We start from the raw sequence: 21,911 nt of genomic DNA on the forward strand, positions 1-21,911 counted from the left end.
ACCTCAATCGAAAAATGCCGCGTCCGTCTCGTCCAGCGTGGGAACGATCAGGGCGCGATCGATGTAACGGTTGCCGAATTCGCAGGAAGTCTCCGAGACGAAAGAGCAGGCATGACAGGCGGCAGCGTGAAGGGACCGGTCCTTCTCGGGTTCGTGCTCGGAGCAAAGCGGATCGGATGAACAAATCGTCGCCCGACCGAGCGCCTGTTTGAGCAATCGGCCGAGGTTATCGGGCTTTCCGAGTTCCACCAATCCGCCGAGTGTACCGTCGGAATCGGCGGCAGCCGTATAGATCAGTACGCCAGCCTGCTGCGCGTCTCCCTCGGTGTCCGCGTATATGCGCTCACGTATGCTGGCGGCGTTGTAGCCGCATTCGAGTGCGAGTTCTCTTATGAGCAGGTGTGACAGCGTGTGTAGGAGAACATAACGAATGCCCGGATAGCCCTCACCGGGGTCGAGTTTGCGGGCATTTCGCCAACCACGATGTCCGGCGACTAATTTCTTGTCCCGTGCCTGTACGGCGGGACGCCCTTCCCAGCTTTGCAGGGCCTTTTCATCGAAGCGAATGAAAATACCCTCACCATGAACCTGGGTAGCGGGCACCCACTGCGGCGGGTCCTTGCAGAGTGCCGCGCGGACAGGCTGCTCGTCCGGGTCACCGGACTCTTCCGGCGCTTCGACCCTCGTAAAGCCAAGCAACGCGTTGACCTCGCGTAACCGCTCCAGCAGCAAAACACTGTGTATCCGATTTTGATAGGCGGCAGGCACGGCGGCCGGCTTGCTAAGAAAGTGCGGCCAGTCGGTCGGCGGGCTGGGATCGGTCAGGACGTCCCACTCCGGCCCTTTGATGTCGGCGCCACCGACACCGGCGGGGGTACCGGATTTAATGGCCTGAACGACATCCCAGACGGCTTTTGGCGAGTGCTTGTCGATGCCGGGCAATGCCCCGGTTTTTTTCAGGGTTTTGATTGTGACCGCGACTTCGGATTCCGAAGCCAGATCCATGAAATAGTCCCACCCGTCCTGGACGAGTTGGGTGATCGGATCGCGTGCAAGGGGGATCGCGAGCGCCGAAAGCGTGATCGGGAACCAACTGTTCGTCGCACCGAGCAGAACGGCACGGGCCTGCTCATCGCACTCGTGGTCATACTGATCCATGTGGGGATGACGCCCACGGCACTGAGGGAGGTTTTCCTTGCCGGATTTGCCGAATGCATGCGCCATATTTCGCGATGCACCGCAAGAGTCGCACTTGACCCACAGGTTTTCGGTCTGGAGCGAAGCGCCGCTCTCGAAGAAGCGCAACAGGCCTTTACATGACGACGGCCCGCTATGAACGAAATAGTGCCATGGAAAATCGTCGAGATGACCGGCGCGGCACGCGAGCAGGAAACGCGCCGGCACGGCGTCCGCGTCCTTCGCGGGCTGTTCGCCTCGTGACCCGCGACAATCCTTGTGGATGAAACGGGTTCGTTCCGGTCTGTACCGGTCCTCTTTGCACTCGAACAAGCCGAGATCGTATGGCGACAACAGGCCGCATTTCACGCAGCGCAGCCAGCGCGGGAACGGCCGGACCGGAACGCCGATATTCGCTTCGGCGGACCAGACATTGATGTCATCACTGGTCTGAAAGGGCGGCATTCGCAGTTTTTCGACTTGGGGTCCGAGCGCCTTCCGGACGGCCGCCAACAACCGGCCCTCTTCGATCGGCTGGCACCGACTTTCTTCCCAGCGGTCTGTCGCCAGCGTCACCACCGACAAGCTCGGAAGGTCAATGAGCGCACCCGGACCGTAGGTCCAGAGAAGTTGCGATGGGCGGACGGCGCCGACGGGTGTCTTCTCGCTGGTCACGAGTCACCTCCATCGTCAGAGACCGGTCGCGTCGTCCAGTTCGGTTCGGTGCCGGTGAAACGCCGCGTATTCATGACCAGACGGACACCCGGTTCGACCTCCCTCATCGACATCGGCACAGTGAAGTTGTCCCATGCCTGGATACCCGGCTTGCGCAGGAGAGCGACGGTCGTGTCTTTATTCGGACCTTTGCGTTCATAGGCGAGCGTGCGCCCGCCTTTGTTCGCTTCGGTCGCCCATTCGTCGATGCGTTCCTTGATCTCGTCGGAGGCGAGCGCTTTCACCCATCCTTCCTGGGAAATGGCCCATGCCCGTGCGACCAAATTGTCCGCAGCCCGACGGACGTCGGCATCGCCCGTTTTCTCCAACGCTCCCGCACCGGCATTCGGGTTGTAGACGTCGTTTTCCAGACGGACGACGCTCAAAAGCGCACCGGTCAATCCCCTGTCCAGCGCCCGGGGGGAGAATGGTGTCACGGATTGCGCTTCCACGTGTTTGTAGAATGTCGCGTGATAATGCTCGAAGGTCTCGTAATGCGAGAGGTCCCGCGGTCGAGCCCATGTCAACACCGTACAGACGAGACCGGGAAATGACCGGCCGACACGGCTCGTGGCCTGAATATACTCCGCCGTGCCTTTCGGCTGGCCGTTCACGACCATAAGCCCGAGACGGTTCACGTCCACGCCGACCGACAGCATGTTGGTCGCGAGCACCACGTCGATCGACCGCGTATCCCCTTCCTCCCACCGGGTGACGAACCTGCCCTCGGACGCGTCGTATTGCGCTTTGAACTTCACTTCCAACTGGTCGAGATACTTCGGGATATCCCGGCTCGACACTCTCGATGTGAGCTCCCGGATATTATTGACGCTACGCTGTACGAGGCCGGGCCGGTCAACGAGGCTCATTTGCACACGGTAGGCGCGGGTCTGCACGTCGTCCTCCGCGAGGCGCTTCATCCCGCCGAGTTCGCGCAACGAATTGAAATATCCCACGGTCGTGAGATACGGATCGGCTGCTTGTCCGAAGCGATCGAACAGGGCCTGCGAGGCCGTCAGGAAAGCCGTATAGACGCGGATGAGCATTGCCGGGCGCGAACTGCCCGGAGAGCAAACGCCCATATATCGCCGGCCAGGCATATGCTCGATCGGCCGCTGCACCGCGAAGAAGTTGTCGTCGACATCGAGACCGTTCGGCGGGAACACCGCGACGCGCCGCATGAAGACATTGTTCACCTGCTCGGGCGCTTTACGGACTGTCGCCGTCGAGGCCACGATTTTCGGCTTTACGGTTTTGTTTCCGAGAGCCCAGCCCGAAAGCTCGTCGATGGCGGTCTCGTATAATCCGACCATCGTTCCGAGCGGTCCGCTGATAAGATGGAACTCGTCCTGTATGATGAGATCGGGCGGGCGGAGCGGCGCAACGCTTTTCACTTCCGTTTTGGGTTGCCCCTTGCTCGCGGTATGGCGCCCGGTGCAGTCGGCTTCCGGCCACAGCAGGCCATGACGCGGGCACTCGGTCGTCGCACGGCCGAACAGCGTCCGCGTTTCACCACGCCACGCCATCATCGCGAACTTGTCGACGGTGGCGATCAGCATGGATGGCGGGCGATGATAGATTTCCTCGTCGACGACGAGCACAGGCACACCGGGGTGGGCATTCTTGCTGGATTTGCCTTTCGAAAATTCGCAGCGGCCCTTTTTGTCACCACAATAGATCGTGGTCCGCTTGAGTAGCGTATCGACCTCTATATCCCGCCGGTCGGAGATTTCCGATCCGCACCAGGGACAGCTCGTGAGCTGCGCCGGCGAGGTGGCCCCCGCGTCGAACTTGTCGGGATCGCGGATATCCTTGATGGCTTTGTGGCTGTCCTGGGTCGTCCCCGGAGTCACCTTGTTTCCGACCCAAAGGCCGATCGTGAACGGCGTGTGTCCGAGGGTATCGTCTCCGGCGGCGATCGCCTGCTGACGCAGGAGTTCCATCGCACAGATCAGCGTCGATGCACGCTGGAACTGCTGTAGTGTCAGAAGCCGGAGGGTGTAGCGCATAATCACACCGAGACCGCGCATACCATCGTAGCCACCGAGATCACCCTGCAAACGCCTCATGGTCATCGCGAAAGCCGCAACGCCGAGATAAGCCTCGGTCTTGCCGCCACCTGTCGGGAACCAGAGTAGATCGGCATTGGCCGCGACCGGTTCTGTCCTGTCTTTATGTGCGGGATCGACGAGGGACGGCAGAGATAGCAGAATGAAGGCGAGCTGGAATGGCCGCCATGATCGGTTCTTGCGCGTCTCGAATGTCGCGAGTTCGACATCCTCGCCGCGCCGGCGCGCGAGCGCGTACATGCTGTGAATACGCTGACTGGCCATCGCCTTGTTCGCGACGCGAAAGGCGGTCAGGGCGTTTTCATTGGCAGGATCGGCCAAAACGGCGATCCCGTCTTCAAGGCGTTTCGCGATCTCTTCACAGCGTTCGATCGTCGCATGGGCCGGAACGTCGTGACCGAGCACATCGGTGCCGATGCGCGCCTTCTGATCGGCAATCCAGGCCAAATAGTCGTTCGAAAGGACCCTCAGTGCGCTGACGAGCTCCGGACGGTCCATGCCCGCGAGCAAGTCCATGTCGAGATAGCCTTTTCCGGTCATCTCTTTCATCGCGGGACGGTCTTCGGGACGCAGGCCCGGCGTTTCGGTGACCGGCACTTCGTATTCGGGCAGTACGGTCGTGCTGACCTCAATGGCACGCTCCGGGTCATCCGGCGGCGAAACGGCATGCACCGCGATGCCATGGCCGACAGCGAACTCGACCTGGCGCCGATAAATCATTTCGAGCGTGTCACGCTCGGGATCTTCACCCTGGGTCGACAAGGCGAGCCGCCGCCGGAAGATCGCCTTTTCGTGTTCGTCCTCAAGGGCACGCGCGACCAATTCAGGTTGGAACAGCCACGCGCTATCCTTGTTTTCTTCCGGCTCTTCCTGCGCGTTGACGAGGAACAGGGTAACGAGCCGGTCACCGTTGGCGTTTTTACCGCGAACGGTTCCCTGCACACGCACTTCCGGGTGCCCTTCATCGGGCGCGCGGTGGGCGATCGGACCGTCGGTCAACTCGATCTTCACCCGGCCGCCACAAGGCTCCCGTTGCCAAACCTTGACCTTCACCTCTTGCTGCGCGGTATCGACGACGTTGCCGTCGGCGTCCTTGATCTTCTTGTTCACGGTCTTGGTGTGGTCGTGGTCGTAGGAGCGGACATACCGTCCCCAGCGCGCTTCGATTTCGATCGCATTCACATCGCCGTCGACGCAGAACGTGTATCCGATGCTGGACGGTACGAGAGACTGGTTGCTCGCCGCATCGATCTCGTCCGCGGCATCCGCATCCGTTTCCACCTGACCGCTGGTCGTGTCGAATTCGGCGCCGGGATCGTGGCGACCGGTATGAACGTCCAGGTCGTCGGGCTCTTCCTCGCTATCGGCTTCGAGTGGACCTTCGAGTCCCTCGATTCCGCCACCGGACCCTCCCTGCTGCCGTGGTGCGATCTTTCCGACCAGGTAGCGGTCACGGACGCCCATATCGACGATCTGTTCGTACGGCCCGTTCGCCGGTCCGAGCAGGTCGTCGGTGACGGCGAGTTGTAAAAGCTCACGGATATAGGCCTGCTCCTGGATGAGCGGGATATCCTCAGGCGTCTTGCCTGTCAGCTTGGGAACCGCCGCCTCGAAGTCATCCCACTGCAGACGGGTGGCACCTGCCGAGGCAGGAGAGCTCAGGCCCGCGTCTGAAAGTGAAGCGCCTGCCATACCTTCCGCCACACGATCGAAATAGACGGTCGTCTCCTGGAGGTTCGAACGCAGACGAAGCACGCGACCGACACGCAGGACGTTACCGTCCTTGTCGGCAACGATGAGGCCGTCGCCTTCGGCGATCGCGGTCAGCTTCCGGCCGTCGCCTGGCAATGCCGTCATGTAAGCCGAAAAGGACACCGAATGTGCGTGGTCGGGTTCGCGTATTATCCAGGCGTTTCTCGTGTTTCCCATCGGCGACGCCCCCTAAATCCTGTCCACGATCTTTTCGAGCCGGTCCAGTTCCTTGCTCTTTTTGAGATATCCGGAATAGGCCGTCTGGGCACCGGCGATCAGGGAGTCGTAGTGGACGATACGGCTGCCGGGCGAAACGGCCGCCATCGAGGCCTTGACCCGCTCCGGGTTGTCCTTCTCGTCGTCGAGGGCCTTGCCGACCACGAACACGACCTCGATGTTCGGTGCTTTCTCCCCCTGCGCGAGCAGAATCTTGCGCAGCTTGTCGACATAGGTCTGACCCTGCTCCTGCAATTCGAGGAGCTTCATCTTACGCCCCGCTTTCTTGAGCTCGACGATGATGTGCTTGCCGGCGTTGGTGCGGTAGGCGATGTCCACGCGGCCAAGCTTTTCCTTCTCCGTCAGGTCATCGGTGATGACGCCTTCGTCGATGAGGCGGGATTCCATGATCTCGCTGTCGGTGGCGCGCTCCCACGCGGGGTCGAGAAGCCACAGATGATCGAACAGGTACTGCTGCAGCACCTTTTCCTTGGCGTCCTCGTCGACGATACCCTGGAAGTCCTTGATCGCGTCGAGGCGCGATCTGACGATGTCGCGGTAAAGGGACGCTTCGAGCGCGTCGCGGTCCGCCAGAACGGAGAGCAGCTTGTCGACATCGTGGATACTGGCGACGAATTCATCGGTCGAGCCGCGCATCCGCATGCGCTCGAAGGCGAGAATGCCGTGCCTGTAGAGCAGCTTCCGGTCTTCGTCTTCATCGACCGGCAAGGCGCTCAGTTTCGCGATCAGGGTCTCGGCGCTCTTTCGAAAGCCTTCCGGCAGCGTTTCGAACCATTCAGCGAGAGCCGGTGACGTTTCCTTCGCCTTGTCGACTTCGTGCTTGCGCCGCCATTCCGTCCAGCGCTTTTCGACCTGCGTGAGACGTGAGCGCAGAAACGCCAGAAGCTGGGCGTAGCGCGGATCGTCTTCCTGCACACGCTGCCGGTCGCTTGTCGCGATGTCCGGTTCGTCATCCTCGTCCAGGAAATCGGCTTCAATCTGCCCGGTCAGGTACTTGGTGTAGAGCCGGCCGTCATTGACCTTGTCGAGGATGTTTTCGTGGAACAGGCGGCCCCGCGCGAACACGACAATGCCGTTCAGATTGCCGGTGTCTTCGCTATCGAGTTGCTTGGGAAGCCGCGCCGTGCCTATCCATCCTTCGACAGTCCAGTCCTTGTCCCAGCCACCGAACCGGGGCGGCAGCTCTTCGTGTTCGAGGACATTGGGTATGTTCTTTTCCTCGGGCTCGAACTCGCCCATGGTCCAGAGGAACTGGACGATCGGCAAATCGCCGCGGTCATCCGTGGTGATGGGCTGGCCGTCGATCGTAATCGTGAAATCGTACATAGCCCCGATCACCGAAAACCGCCGCGCCAAGCGTTTGCGCAGTGCCGCGGCGCCGCGGCCGAGCCTCTGTCGCTTGATGTCCCGCAGGACGATCTTGGTGCCTTTGGTTACCGTGACCTCGTCAACGGGTAGCGGGTCGGGACGGTAAAACGGTTCCTTGTTTTCGACGGACTGATGAATGCCGTCGACGCTCATCCGCAGGCCGTGAGCCTGGCCGTCTTTTGCCGACTGCACGTCGATCCGGTTCGCGATTGAGAACAGGGACAACTTGCCGAGGCCTTTGCGTCCCATGACCTGGCGGCCTTTGGCCGTAAACTTGCCGAAAGCCTCGTCTTCCTCACGTCGTTGATAGCCGACGCGGAGATACTTCTCGTTCATGTCCGCAACAGTCATGCCGATGCCGTCATCGACGATCTCGATCCACTCCGCGTTAGGGTCTATCGTGATCGCGACGGTCTCCGCGTCGGCATCCCATGCGTTGGCGACCGCTTCGGTCAGGACAGCGGCGATATTGCTGTAGAGATTGATCCCGAGATGGTCGAGCACATTGAGGTCGACCGTCATGCGGTAGGTATCGGCGGTTGACGCGCTCTCTTCTAATCCAGGCAACGTTTGGTCGTGCGTCGTATCCGTCATGGACCACCTCCTCCCGCCGCAAACAAATCGTCGCGCATATCGGTATTGGACGCCTTCATGGATGCGCCGTGCTTGCCGGCGCCCCCTTTCTTGCTCTCGGCCTCGTGCCGTTCCTTGTTGAGAAGCGCAAGCCGCGAGAGAACCTTTTGACGCGCGTCCTCGCTCATCGTGTAGCGCGTATTCTTGCCTGCGGGCAGGTAGGCGACCTGGTGAAAGCCGATATCGAGATCGATGTCGTCGAATCCGTAGGTCGCCAGGACGGCTTCGTCTATCTGCTTCTGGAGGTCTCGGCAGGCCACGATAGCGGCATCATTGCAACCGGGATCATGGAAGTCGTTGTAGAACTTGGTCATACCCTTGTCGGTCGCGACCATGTAGTCGCGCCGGGCCTCGAAGAACTTTTCACCGAGAGCGGTCAGTTCTGCGGCATCGTCCGAAAGAACTTTGTCAGGAAACGGGAACGTCTCGAAAATGTCTCCACTAGTATAGGAGAGACTGTGCAGGTCCGCACCCATTGATGTTTTCTGAAACCACGCCCAAACTGCATGTATGTCAGACGAGAGCACCGAAAATACAGAATATCTGCTGTCCGCAAGCACATAGAGCTTCTCTGAAAAAGCAAAATCGTTCGAGAGAAAAGTGAACGATGGATACTTTGTTACGCCGCGAGATATAACAATGACTCGCTTGAGGCGCTCTTGATCTTCCCTCCAATCAGCGGGATGGCTACGAAATAAGGAGCCGCGCCCCACCGCATGAAATAAAGCAGGCCGCTTTTCACCGTATTGCCACCATTTTTGGGGCAAAGGATTACGCAATTTGAAATCGCCGTTGTCTTTTTTTCTTTGCCTCTCTGGCTTTACGTAAGTTTCCACGATTTCATAAGCTTGTTCAAATTTCTTTGCTTCTTCTTCTGGCCAATCCCAGAAGCTAATCACATAACATGCTGGTCGATAATTCGGGTCCTTATTAACTTCATTTCCCCCAATGAAAGGAAGTATCACCTTGTCATACTTTAAATCTAGAGATTTTATCTGATCCGCCTCATCGGATCCGATCTTAAATCCTTCTCCATTGAGAATAATTCCTTGAAACATCTGACCCGCGTTTTCGGCCAGGGGCCGCGGAGACTCTATTGCTAATTCATCAAGATAGGAGTTTATTGACGAAATCTGGACGCCATTCAGGCGGAAAGCCCCACCCCATGGTGATCTGGAAACATGTACCTGGTGTACAACAACGGATGCTTTTCCGGGCCAAATGATGTTTGTGTTCGCCGCAAAGATAGATGCGGAATGCGCCAACAACGCTTCAAGGCAAATCTCGCGGTTCTTTCCTTCGGCCAGCGAGCGTCTAGCAAGAAATCCAAAGTTTCCTTCACGCCTGATGATACGAAAAGCTCGTAAGAAGAAAAATGCCACGAGATCAGCAGTGGCTGCACCATCCAATGTAAGATTGTTGGCAAGATAGTCCTTGTAGCTTGGGCCAAATATGCCTGACAGTCTTTGGCTTCCAAGAAATGGAGGATTCCCCACTACCGCATCGAAGCCACCTCTCAGTCCGGAAAAGACCTCCGGGAATTCGAGCGGCCAGTGGAACGGCCGGCGGACGGGCTTGCCATCCGCCAAGTCCTTTTCGAGGCCGATCCTCGCCCGCCGTTTCAAGGCGGTAATGGCATTCGCCTCCCCCGCAATCGCATTGCCAGCTTCGACCGAAAGCGCCGCGGTATTCGGATTCTTGCCGTCAGCGGTCAGGACTTCGCCGATCAAGGCATCGGCGATCAGGCCCGGAAGTTCCAGTTTCGCTCGCGCTTCCTCGTCCATAGCGGCCATCGCCTGCACGTCGCGAATATCGCGTATCGGCCGGGCGCGAATGCCCGCGCGCACCTCGATCGCCGCTTCGATAGCCTTGTCGATTTCCTTGGCGAAGAGCTTCTTCGAACTGCCCTTGTCCGGCTTCATGTCGAGATAGAGCAGTTGGTCCAGGGCGTGGACGCCCAGAAGACTGTCACCGGTACGGAAGTTGTGGTCGAGAAAGCCGAAGGGACGACCCTTGGCGAGCGTGACCAGCCAGACCGAGAGTTTCGCAAGTTCCACCGCTAGCGGATTGACGTCGACACCGTATAGACATCGCTCGGCGATCAGGCGCCGCGCCGTGAGCAGTCTTTCTTCGGGATCGTCACGGAGGGGCTCGTGTCCGTTGCGCTTGGCGACAACGGCGCCTTCGGCCGTAACCGCGTTACCTGCCGCTTCGGCTTGCCGCCACGCTTCGACCAGCCGCTCCGAAAGCCACCGGCAGACCTGAACGAGAAACGCGCCCGAGCCCATGGCCGGGTCGCAGATTTTGAGGTCGAGCAAGACATCGGGCGCTCTGAGCCGCCACTCTTCACGCGGCTTGCCCTCGCCCGGCCCGTCGTAAATCACCGGTTCCAGCGTCTCCCTGACGATGGCCTCGGTCAGTGATTTCGGCGTGTAGTGCGTTCCGGATTCGCTGCGATCCGTGCCGAAGGTGACCGTGAAAGTGCCTTCGGGATAGACGAGCGGATACCCCCAGCTATCCATGCGCAGCAGGTGAAAGTAGGGTTTGATCCTGTCGCGCAAGGCCTGATCGCCGTGACAGGCCGTGAGCAACTTGTCGGCGTCCGCTTCGTCGACTTTCTTGGCGTAGTCATTTCGCACGCGGCTCGCCGAACTGCCAGTGCGTTCCCTTAACAATTCGAGGACGGCGTCATCTCCTTTGGCCTTCGCATCGTCTAGTTCGTCGATTGTCACCCAAGGCCGTTTCGCGCTCTTGGTGGCATCAAGGTCGAGGGTGACTTCCTCGGCCCGGACCACCGTTCTTTCGAGCAGGCCTTCATAGACGTAACCGATCTGTTCGATATCCAGCGCGCGATAGGACAGCGCCCTTCCCTGGAACAGCTGCACGGCGTCCAAAAGCAAGAGCACGGTGCGATTGTCGATCGGCAGCGGTGCGGCCGGATCGGATTTCCAGTTCGTTCCTTCCGCGCGCCCTTCCAAGAAGGGGAAACGATCGGGATCGAAGAGCGAGCCGCCAAGGGCCGGCAGGCGCATCGCCTCGTGTTCCACACCGCCATAGACTACCCTGAAAATCGAAAGCAGGCGCGACCACGCATCGAAGCGTCGTTCGAGGATTTCTTCGGGCTCGCCGCGCAATTGCATGCGCAGGGTCGAGACGGAGTAGTTGGCTTCATAGCGCTCGTCACCCAGAAGCATCAGTCCGCGCTCTTCGGCGGAAAGCAGGAAGACGATCCGCATCATGACGGTCAGGCCCGCTTCGTACAGCTCCGCCGGTTCGACATTGGCGAGAAGAGTGCGGTTGCGGTCGACGTCCGCCCGGTCGAGTGCCTGAATGAGCACTTCGACGGCGCGTCGCACCTGCTCCCCAAGCGCGTCGGTCACTTCGTCTTGATGTTTCACGGACTCGTCGAGCAGGGCCGGCAATTGCTCGCCGCTATCGACAAAGAACCGCCTTACACCCAGCAGATTGACGAAGGCCTGCAATGTGGCCGGCTCTTGTCCCCACAGCCGCGCGTACCAACTCGCGAAGGTCGTTACGCCGCCGATCGGCGCGTCGATGAACATCCACTGTTCACCGTTGGTAACCAGCCCCAGCCTGACATCCGCCGCGCGGCACAGATCGACCATACGTTCGGCGGGGCTGGCCGCCCAACCGTCACCTTTCAGCGGCTTGTCGAGCGGCGTGTCAGGCCCGTACTTGCAGACGAGCATCAATGGCTTGTCTGCCCGCTGGTCGTCGACAACGGCATAGTCCGGGCGAAGCGAAACGCCGAATTCGTCGACATCGTGGCGTATCGAGTCGGGCAGATCGGCTTGGCCCTTGAAGACGTCGCCCTTGCCGTCTTCGTCGAGTTCGAGGGCCTGTCTCAAGACGAAATCGATCCAGGCCTGGTGAATTTTCGACAGGTCCGGATCATCGAGGTCGAGCGCTTCACGCCACTCGTCATAGGCCTGCCGGATGGACCTCCGCCTATGCGGTTCGAGGTCTTCCAGGCCCTGGGGGAACGCATCCTTGAGAACCGGCTCGGCCAGGAATGGGCCGGAGATATCGATGAGTGACATCCACTCGGTATGCGGTTGGAGGTCGCTCATGACGCTGCCTCCATCGCCATGGACTCCGGCAGCAACATAATGACCGCGATGGGGAATGTTCGGGCGACGAAACCGTCGTAGCGCTGCTCGATAGCGGCCACTTCCTGCGCTTTCTCATCGGGGATTCTGGCTAGGCGCGCCCGCAAGGCGTCGGAGTCTCGACGAACCTGCAGGCGCTCGTCCTCAGAGAAGAGGGCTAGTTGCTGCGGCTGCGTGTCCTTTTCGAGTTCGCTTTCGATCGCACGCGCGAGTTCGTCGAGGACCGTTCCAATGTTCTTGATTTCCTGATTTTTGCGCGTGTTCAAAGTGTTTTCGAGATTTCGCAGTCGATCGCGAGACCGCGCCTCCACCGTCTGGAGAACGGAGTTCTCCTGGCTTTCGAAGCGGCTTGCCAATAGCTCGAATATGGCTTCCTTGTTGTCCAGTGGCCACGCGCGATCGAGCCAGTCGTCGATCTGGGTCACACGCGCTTCGCGGGCATAACCGCTCTCACGCAAATACCCACCGGAAACCGTGAGCTCTTCGTGCAGACGGTGATGATTGCCGCCAGTAATGACGAGGCGCGAGACGACGACCGCTGCCGGTGAGGACAGAACATCGTCCGGAAGTGACCTGATATCGACCCTGTGCAGCTTCTTGACATCGTCCGTCGCCCAGACTTCCGCGCGCATCAGACGGAGACACATCTGTACCAAACGGTGGTTCATGTGTACCAGAACGACGTCGTCACGGTTCCCGGCGACCTCGTGGTCGAACGTGATCGGCCGCAGCTTTCCGGTGAAAGGATGCCGAAGGCCTTCCAGACAGCGCGCCCATGATCCTGTGAGCGGCGGCATCTCGAATACGTTGCCTTCCGGGGCGTTTTCGAGATCGACCGGTTTCAACGGCGGCTTCTCGGCGAGAGCCAGGCCGGTTTTCACAGCGGCGAGGATACGTTCGGGGCGCAGATGGAAATCCTTGCGGGTTTCTTCGAGACGCTCGTGAAGCCGCTCGATACGTTCCTTGAGTTGGCGTTCGGCCTTCACGAAACGCCGCGCTTTAGCAGCGCGCGCCTCGGCTTCGCGTGTGTCGAGCTCGCGCCTCTGGCCTTCGATAAGGCCCGCCATCTGCGGGACGATCACTGGGTTAACGCAGCCCATGTCTTCGCGCATCGCTTCGAGCTTCTTGAGCGCACGGATAATATCGTCCTTGTGGCCGCCCAGCGTATCGCCATCCGCCTCGCCGCCGTCCACCGGATGCCAGATCAGGACTTCGTCCTCTTTCTGACCGTGCCGGTCGATTCGCCCGTTCCTTTGCTCCATGACGTTCGGATTGTATGGAATCTCGACATGTATCAGAGCGTTGCAGTAGTTCTGGAGGTCGATGCCTTCGGCCGCGGCATCGGTCGCGAGAAGAATCCTGACCTCGGAGTCGCGGGGATGGGTTTGAAAGGCTGCCTTGACGATCTCCCGGTCCTCTTGGGCCATGCCCCCATGGATGATGGCCAGGCGGTCGCCGCCGAAGCCATGGGCCGCCAAAAGCTCGTGTAGCCATTGATGTGTCGTGCGATACTCCGTGAAAAGGATAACGCGCCGATCGTTCCATTCGTCGCCCGGTTTGAGATTGGTTTCGATCCATTCGATGATGGCTTTCGCCTTGGAGTCGGGGCGGTGACTCGCGCCCTGCGCCCACTCCCGCATTCGCTGGAGCATGCGGCGCTCGTCATCGGATAGCGGCGCGGTACGCCTCGTAGCCTCTTCTACAGCCTCTTCCTGGGCTTCCTCGAAGCGGCCATCGTCAGCGTAATCCTCTTCGGCTTTTTGGATCGCCTTTCGCAGTATCCGATCGCTGAGCGCGTCCGGCTCGCGCACGGAGCTCGCTCCCGTGAGCGTCGCATGGTGTCGCTCCAATGTAGAAGCGAATGCCGCCGGCGAGGAAAACAGGCGCTTTTTCAGCAGGCTGTTGACGAACTTCGTGCCTGTCGTGCCCGTGTCCTTCGCTGTGCTTTCCCGGCTCGTGCAGTACCTGTCGAGCAGCTTGTGAATATCCCGCTCCTGCGCCGTGAAAGGAACGGTAAGCGCTTTGAGATTCCGCGCCGGATAGATCGGCTTGCCGTCTTTGTCGACGAGGTCGGTCTTGAGCCGCCGGATCATCACCTGGGATAGCTGCATCTCGTCCGGAAGGATGTTCCGTGAGAACCGCTGGTCGTCAAGTAGCTCCAGCAGTGATGTGAACGACTCTGTATAGCCGTTGTGCGGTGTCGCCGTCAGGAACAAGCGATGCTGGAAGTGCGGAGAAATGGTCCGTATCAGGCGGGTCCTTTGACTCTCGACGGCATAGTGGCCCGATCCGGCCGGCGCTATGTTGTGCGCTTCGTCGACGACGAGAAGGTCGAACTTGCGCGGATAGCTCGCGTGAACCGGAAGCACGTCCCGCAGCATTCGCAGTGCTTCGCCAGACTTGAGCCAATCGACAGATGTGATGAGCCGGGGGAACGACGTCCAGGGATTGGCGTGAATACCCCTGCTACGACGCAGTTCCCGAATGTAGTCCGAATTGACGACACGAAATTCGAGGCCGAATTTCTCCAGCATCTCCACGCGCCATTTTTCCTGCAGGGATGCCGGGCAAACGACCAGTGCCGTGCGCGCCCGATGGCGCAGGATGAGTTCCTGGATGACGAGGCCCGCTTCGATCGTCTTACCGAGACCGACATCATCGGCAATCAGGAGATTTGCGCGCGCCATGTCGATCGCGCGGACAAGCGGGTCGAGCTGAAAATGCTGAATGCTGACGCCACTTCGAAACGGCGCTTGCAGAAAACTCCGGTCGGCGTTGGTGGCCGCCCCCCATCGAACGGCGTCCAGAAAAGCCTCCAGCCTTTCGGTATCGTCGGTGCCCGTGATAGTCGGTAGCCCGGCCTTTTCGATAACGTGTGCGCCGGGCTCGACCTCCCAGATCACATCGATTCGCTCGCCGAGGCTATCTTCGTCGATCGAGGTGAGCGTCAAACAGTGTTGAGCGGCGGCAAACTCGCTGCCAGCCGCGGAGCGTTCGACATCGGCAACGACCCACTGCCGTCGCCGCACTTCCACTAGTTGACCGGGCTCGGGAAGGGAAACCAGGGCATGGTTCTCACTGGCGTTTTGCGCGGCAAGGACATCACTCATCAGGCCGCCTGTTTTCGTTCGGCCGCATGCTCTCGCACATGCAGTACGATGCTTCTGCCGATCGCGCGCCCCAGCCTGACCGGCACAGCGTTGCCGATAAGCCGCCCGATCGATTTCATATGAATCGGCGCCTTTGTCGGGACGAATTTGTAATTGCGCGGGAAACTTTGAAGGATCGCCCCTTCACGTAACGAAATGGCTCTATCTTGCTCGGGGTGGCCGAAGCGGCCATTTCCAAATCCGTAGTATTGTGTGGTCATCGTCGGCGCCGGTTCGTCCCAGGACATGCGTCCATAGACGCTTGGATATGTTTTCCCTGTACTTTTCTTGTGGCACTCGGCGATGAGGTCTTCATCCCAATCACGCCAGGTGCCGCCCGGTTTGGATGCGCGAATGCGACGAAGGTTGAGAGGCGAAAGGCTGGAACATTGATGAAGGGGATCGGCCGGACACGCTTCCCCTGCCGCTAGCTCAGGCAGGTTCGCAATAGCCTTTCGGACAGTGTTCTGCTTTCCTGCCGGCGTGGTCGGCTCGATAAGTTCGATCGGACCAAGCTTCGAAGCGAGCAGCACAAGCCGGTTTCTTTGCTGGGGCACTCCATAGTCGGCGCAGTTGACCACCTTGAATTCTACGTGAAAGCCTTCGGCTTCCAGGCCTGCGACGAAATCGGCGAAGATATCCTGCTCCACCAAGCGCGGCACGTTCTCCATCGTCACAAGGTCCGGCATCACTTCCCGGACGATGCGCCCGAAGTCATCAAGAAGATTCCAGCGGGCGTCGGCTGGGCCGGACTTGCCTTGCTGATACGTAGAGAACGGCTGACATGGCGCGCAACCGGCTAGCAACTTATAGGGAGCGTCCTTGTAGGCTCTTTCGAAGTCGTCTGCGGTCAGGTCTCCAACCGACTTGAGCAAAAAGTGCGCTTTATTGTTCGCTGCATATGGATATTCGCAGTCCGGGTCGATGTCGACGCCTGTAGTCACGTCGATACCGGCATTTTCCAGCCCGCGTGTCAGCCCGCCCGCACCACAGAACAAATCCACGGCGCTAATGCTTTTCGCGAGTGCAGCAGTCTCTGCTCTTGTGGATTGGCTTTGTCGGCTCGCGGCCATCTATCCCTCAATTTTATCATTGGACGTCTTTCCTTTGCGGGAGACGTCAATATGTTTCGCGTCATGGTGCTCGACATAATCGCGTATGAATTCGCGAAGAACTTGGGCGGCTGACTTGTCCTGTGTTCGACACACGGCAAGAAACCGCTCACGTAGATCACGCTGAATTCTGATGCGTAGGCCGACATCCTTCATGGCGTCGAGTGTACCCAATGGATACACGATTGTGTAGCCAAAAGTTCATTTTGGCCGAACCAGTTAGCTGTCGTCCCGACGCGCAGGTGCCAGGATGAAGATCACCTCTCTGGGTCAAAATCCTTGCTCCGTCGCCGACGCGCTACGGCGGTATGAGGCATGAGGAAAGCGCTTAGCTCTCCTACCACCTCGCTCAGTTCACCAGGATCCACGGAAAGATCCTCGACAAAGGTCCGCCATTGCCGCTGCTTCTGTTCATCCGTTGCGAATGCCGGCGTGAACGCATCGGGCGGCTCGGTCGGTATCGCTGTCTCTCGCCGTGCGAAAGTCGCCGCGATAGCCTGTGCAAGCCTGTCATCATTGAAGGCGAACGACCGGCTGAGAATCCAGATGTCGTAGAAGTCCTTCATCCGGCTGTTGGCGCGGCCAAGCGCCACCATCGCCTGGAATTTCTCCGCGATGACTGTCTCCCGCGCATAGGCGCGCAGCCTCGGCGCGGGCAGGTCGAGCATGACAGGATAGTCGACGACTTCCGCTCCAGGCTCCAGCGCATCGCCAAAGCCGATGTCGATTGTCAGAGTGATCCGGGCGCCACCGACTGAAGCGATCGCCCGCAGCCGGAGACCACCATAGTCAAGTTCTTCGCGAATGCGGTTGACACGCAGCGTGTCCGGATCGAACACGACGCCGTCTTCGACCTCGTGAGAGAGGATGTCCCGGAAAGTCGCCAGCATCGCGGCTTCGCTCGGATCGCCGAAACCCAGCAGATCGAGATCGCGCGTGCCGCGGTAGGGATCGTCGAACCAGCTCATCATCAGCATGGCGCCTTTAAGCACGAAGCGGTCGGTATGGGGTGACTGGCTTAGCCGGAACAGAAGGCGCTCCAGCGCAAAGCGCGTGAGCACCAGATCGAAGCTCTGCCCGTTCGCCTTGGATAGGTTGAGGAGCCGGGCGCGCACCGAGGCGCCGATATTCTTGATCTCCTTAGCCATTGGCGGTCAGCGCCTCCAGATACGGGCGGATCACCGTGCCGACCCCGCCTGTATCCGCGGCCCTCGCGATCTCTGCCGGCGTGGCTTTGCGTTGACGCAGGGCTTCCTGTAGGCCTTCGAGCGCGACGGAGAGACCGATCTTGCCGCGATGCCGGAAGCAGTCCGCGACGGTCTTCGCCACGCCGAATATCTTTACCGATACGCCTTCAATCGCATGGGTTTCGACGCTGTCAGCAAGCAGATCGTCCGAGAAACGCAGCACACGGATCGGCATGTCACTCGGCTTCGGCGTCCAGTCGTTCCGGCCAATCGCCATCCACACCTTCCTGGGAAGCTGATCCGTGAGTCCATGAAAGGCAAGCGCCGAGACAAGGCAGATCACTCCCTTGGGGAAACGCTTGGCCGCTTCGGCGAGACTATGGTTCGCGTCGAGCTCTGCGTCGGGAAGCTGGTAAAGCCCGCGCGCGAGACGAATGACCTCGCCATCTTTTTCCATGCGCCCGACCGTTGCAGCCGTGACGCCGGCGTCCCTGAGTTCCGAAAGGCGCAGAATCCCGCGTGCCGCGAGAAGATCGCGGGCGATATCGCGCTGGGACCTTGTCTGGGGCATGGATATATATTCTCGCACTTCAGTATCCATAGTGTGAGGTTTTGTATCACACACAACGGTGAAGGGAAAGACAAAGCGTTGGTGAAGTCGACCGCAGGACCCTGATCCAGCCAGCAAAGGAAGAGGGGCATCTCCCTACGGACCGGGCTGTCGAAGGAGCGGAAGCCCCGCTTCGGCTGACTGGGAGTCAATGTTCCGCTAATTGGTACCAAGTCGACTGCTCGTTGGAAGTCTGTCTTCGGAAAGCCTTCCCCTGCGTCCGAGCCCAGGTCTCGGCCGACCCCTTCTGCGGGGAGACCCCGCAACGCCCCCAGAGAGTAAGAGTTCGGCGGCTTTCGCCGTGACGGGTTTGGAGGTCGAGAGAGAGGCTCCCGGCCGGCCCGTCGCGGAGATTGACCCATGACGAACCTTGAAACCCTGGACAGCCGGCGTGACGCGAGCGGCGGCTACAAAGTCGATGTATCCCGCGGAGAGCGGATCGGCCGCGTCTCCTCGGAATGGTTTTCGCGGCCGGACGATGAGCGTTATCTGTCCCTATCGGAACTCTATACCTCGGTGAAAACCCGCGCCGAGCGGAGCCGTACACGGACGGTCGAGAGCGCAGCGATCCGCGTCGAGGCGCATCGCGACGATCCGGAAACCCTGGCGCTCATCCTGCCCGATGCCGAGACGCCGGTCGCGCCGACCCATTGGAGCTTCGGCCAACTCGCCAGCCTGGTCAGCGCGCCGGCGGCCTATCTTCGTCAGCTCCCGGCGCCGCTCGCCGGCATCAATCTGCAATACGGGCTCACCTCGCACCGCGCCGAGCAGATCAAGACGCTGGAGACCGAGGACGGTCGCATGGAGCTGCGCGCCGTCACCGGCCCGGACTATGGCCGCATCTATGACCACGAACTCGTCGCCGCCGTGCAGAAGATCGCAGGCAATGGCACCGGTGATACGCGCTGGAAAGTGCCCGGCACGCTCGACTGGTCGAGCGGCGTCTACAACCCGATGGTCGACATCACCAAGGACACGACGACGCTCTACGCCTCGGACCGAGACGTCTTCCTCTTTCTGGTCGACGATATGAACCCGATCGAGGCGGGCAAGCTGCCGGATGGATCGCCGGATCTCTATTTTCGGGGCTTCTATTGCTGGAATTCCGAAGTCGGCGCCAAGACGCTCGGCATCGCCAGCTTCTATCTGCGGGCCGTCTGCCAGAATCGCAATCTCTGGGGCGTTGAGGATTTTCAGGAAATCAGCATCCGGCATTCCAAATACGCCGCCAATCGCTTCGCGCACGAGGCGGCGCCGGCGCTGACCCGCTTCGCCGATTCCTCGCCACGCCCCTTCGTCGAAGGTATCCGTGCGGCGCGCGAGCGGATCGTCGCCCGCAGTGACGACGACCGCACCGACTTCCTCCGCAAGCGTGGGTTCTCCAAGGCGGAGACGGCCAGGATCGTCGAGACGGTCCTCGCCGAGGAAAGCCGGCCGCCCGAGTCCGTCTTCGACTTCGTGCAGGGCATCACTGCCCTGGCCCGGTCGAAGCCTCAGCAGGACGCCCGGCTCGATATGGAGGGCAAGGCGAAGAAGCTTCTGGAGCGCGCGACGTAGTCTGAGATCGGTGCTCTGCTTGTCCGGTCCGTCGCTTCCTCGAGAGGAAGAGGCGGGCCGGGTTTTTCGTGACGGGTTTGGAGGTCGAGAGAGAGGCTTTCGGCTGGCCCGTCGCGGAGAACTGACATGACCAAGTCTCAGAAAATACGCTTGAGCGCCTCGCGCGACATCCCCTTCAACAAGCTGGTGCTGAGCCAGTCCAATGTCCGGCGCGTCAAGGCCGGCGTCTCGATCGAGGAGCTGGCCGAGGATATCGCCCGGCGCACACTTTTATCCTCAATCACGGTTCGGCCGATGCTGGACGAGAACGGCGCGGAAACCGGCATGTTCGAGATCCCCGCCGGCGGACGCCGCTACCGAGCGCTCGAATTGCTGGTGAAACAGAAGCGGCTCAATCGCACGGCGCCCGTGCCCTGCATCGTGCGCACGGACGGCCTGGCTGAAGAAGACAGTCTCGCCGAGAATGTTCAGCGGGCGCCGCTCCATCCGCTCGACCAGTTCCGCGCCTTCCAGGCGATGCGGGAGAAGGGCAAGAGCGAGGAAGAGATCGCGGCGGCCTTCTTCGTCTCGGCGAATGTCGTCAAGCAGCGGCTGAAGCTCGCCGCCGTCGCGCCGTCGCTCCTCGACGCCTATGCCGAGGAGGAAATGACGCTCGACCAGCTCATGGCCTTCACGGTCAATCCCGATCATGAGCGGCAGGAACAGGTCTGGGAAACGATCAAGCGGACCTACGCGAAACAGCCCTATGAGATCCGTCGCATGCTGACCGAAGGTGCCGTGCGCGCCTCCGACCGGCGGGCGCAGTTCGTCGGGCTAGACGCCTATGAGGCGGCCGGCGGCGTCATCCTTCGCGACCTCTTCCAGTCCGATGATGGCGGCTGGCTGCAGGACGCAAGCCTGCTTGCGAAGCTCGTCGACGAAAAGCTCGAAACAGAGACGCAAGCGATCCGTGCCGAAGGCTGGAAATGGATCGAGATCGGCGCCGACTTCCCTTACGGCCACACCTACGGTCTGCGCCGGATTATCGGCGAGCCCGAGCCGATGAGCGACGAGGAGACGGCCAGCTTAGAAGCGCTCAAGGCTGAATACGATCGGCTCGAAGACGAGTACGCCGGCGCCGAGGAGGTCCCGGAAGAGATCGACATCCGGCTCGGCGAGATCGAAACGGCGATGGAAGCTTTGCAGGAGCGACCTGTCCGCTTCGAGCCGGACGAAATCGCCATGGCCGGCGTTTTCGTCAGCATCGGTCATGACGGCCGTTTGCGTGTCGAGCGCGGCTATGTCCGCCCGGAGGACGAGCCCCCGGTTGAGACCAATGGGCAGGATGAGGCCGATGGGATCGACGCCTCCGCCGACGAGGAGGTCGATCACACCACGGCCGCGGAGACCAGCGAGGAGACCGAAGAGGAAGAAGATGGCCTGAAGCCGCTATCCGACCGCCTCGTCATGGAGTTGACGGCGCATCGCACGCTTGCCCTGCGCGACACGCTGGCCAACGATCCGCAGACGGCTTTCCTTGCCGCTCTGCATGCAATGACGTTGCGGCTCTTCTACCACTATCCGCTGGATAGCTGCGTCGAGATCACGCCGCACAGCTCAAGTCTGGGTACTCAGGCGTCGGGTCTCGCCGACACAGCCTATGCGCTCAATATTGATGCTCGCACCGAAAGGTGGCTCACTGCGCTTCCCAAAGCGCCGGAGGATCTGTGGGAGGCACTGGTTGGCTTCGATAGTGATAGCCGCGAGGCTCTGTTCGCGCATTGCGTCGCCATGACCGTCAACGCCGTCCATGAACCCTACAACCGCCGGCCGCGGGCGCTCGCCCATGCGGACGTGCTGGCGGCAGCGCTCGGGCTCGACATGGCGGCGGCCGGCTGGACGCCGACGGGCGAGAGCTATCTCGCGCGCGTCACCAAGGCCCGCATTCTGGAGGCCGTGCGCGAAGCCAAGGGCGATGAAGCCGCCGACCGCATCGCGGGTCTCAAGAAGCCGGACATGGTCGCGGCGGCCGAAGAGCTCCTCAGCGCGAGCGGTTGGCTGCCCGAAGTGCTGCGCATGCCGGGCCTTCCCGAGGGCGAAGCGCAATCGGCGGAGAACGGCGGCGAAACGGCCATGGGCGATTCCGCCGTCATCGCCGATGATGAACCTGTCACCGGCAACGCCTTCGCCACCGCGGCCGAGTGACCGGGAGCCATTCCCCCGTGGCTCCCGCAGCCG

Annotated in this window: 10 protein-coding genes; 2 read left to right on the forward strand and 8 right to left on the reverse strand. The window is 60.5% G+C overall.

Annotated elements, in window-relative coordinates; all coding sequences use genetic code 11:
- Positions 1 to 3: 3 nt before the first annotated feature.
- From J7447_RS16360 to J7447_RS16395, 8 genes are all read right to left on the reverse strand, one after another.
- Positions 4 to 1,851, reverse strand: a complete 1,848-nt coding sequence (locus J7447_RS16360; RefSeq protein ID WP_209170246.1) for a DUF1998 domain-containing protein — start codon at positions 1,849 to 1,851, stop codon at positions 4 to 6.
- Entirely contained in the window at positions 1,848 to 5,888 is a 4,041-nt protein-coding gene (drmA, locus tag J7447_RS16365) for a DISARM system helicase DrmA (protein WP_209170247.1), read from the reverse strand. The genes J7447_RS16360 and drmA overlap by 4 nt, the downstream gene beginning before the upstream one ends.
- A gap of 12 nt (positions 5,889 to 5,900) precedes the next feature.
- Positions 5,901 to 7,910 (reverse strand): ATP-binding protein, encoded by a 2,010-nt coding sequence (locus J7447_RS16370; protein WP_209170248.1) that lies wholly within the window; start codon positions 7,908 to 7,910, stop codon positions 5,901 to 5,903.
- A complete protein-coding gene (locus J7447_RS16375) occupies positions 7,907 to 12,040 on the reverse strand; it encodes a DNA methyltransferase (protein WP_209170249.1) in 4,134 nt (1,377 codons plus the stop codon). The genes J7447_RS16370 and J7447_RS16375 overlap by 4 nt, the downstream gene beginning before the upstream one ends.
- Positions 12,037 to 15,189 carry a DISARM system SNF2-like helicase DrmD gene (gene drmD / locus J7447_RS16380; RefSeq protein WP_209170250.1) on the reverse strand — a complete coding sequence of 1,051 codons (3,153 nt, stop codon included), beginning with the start codon at positions 15,187 to 15,189 and terminating at the stop codon, positions 12,037 to 12,039. Before drmD ends, J7447_RS16375 begins: the two co-directional genes overlap by 4 nt.
- On the reverse strand, positions 15,189 to 16,301 hold the full coding sequence (locus J7447_RS16385; protein WP_209170251.1) for a DNA cytosine methyltransferase: 1,113 nt from the start codon (positions 16,299 to 16,301) through the stop codon (positions 15,189 to 15,191). Before J7447_RS16385 ends, drmD begins: the two co-directional genes overlap by 1 nt.
- 296 nt (positions 16,302 to 16,597) lie before the next feature.
- Positions 16,598 to 17,488, reverse strand: a complete 891-nt coding sequence (locus tag J7447_RS16390) for a nucleotidyl transferase AbiEii/AbiGii toxin family protein (protein WP_209170252.1) — start codon at positions 17,486 to 17,488, stop codon at positions 16,598 to 16,600.
- A complete protein-coding gene (locus J7447_RS16395) occupies positions 17,481 to 18,098 on the reverse strand; it encodes a type IV toxin-antitoxin system AbiEi family antitoxin domain-containing protein (RefSeq protein WP_209170253.1) in 618 nt (205 codons plus the stop codon). Before J7447_RS16395 ends, J7447_RS16390 begins: the two co-directional genes overlap by 8 nt.
- Positions 18,099 to 18,497: 399 nt before the next feature.
- Here J7447_RS16395 and J7447_RS16400 point away from each other — a divergent pair, with 399 nt between their 5' ends.
- Both J7447_RS16400 and J7447_RS16405 read left to right on the forward strand, forming a co-directional pair.
- The gene (locus J7447_RS16400; protein ID WP_209170254.1) at positions 18,498 to 19,694 is read left to right on the forward strand and encodes a DUF932 domain-containing protein; all 1,197 of its coding nucleotides are present in this window, start codon (positions 18,498 to 18,500) and stop codon (positions 19,692 to 19,694) included.
- Positions 19,695 to 19,820: 126 nt separating this feature from the next.
- Complete coding sequence (locus J7447_RS16405; RefSeq protein ID WP_209170255.1) at positions 19,821 to 21,878, forward strand: ParB/RepB/Spo0J family partition protein; 2,058 nt, start codon at positions 19,821 to 19,823, stop codon at positions 21,876 to 21,878.
- Positions 21,879 to 21,911: the final 33 nt, after the last annotated feature.

The organism is Labrenzia sp. R5_0 (assembly GCF_017743835.1).
Lineage (GTDB): Bacteria > Pseudomonadota > Alphaproteobacteria > Rhizobiales > Stappiaceae > Roseibium > Roseibium algicola.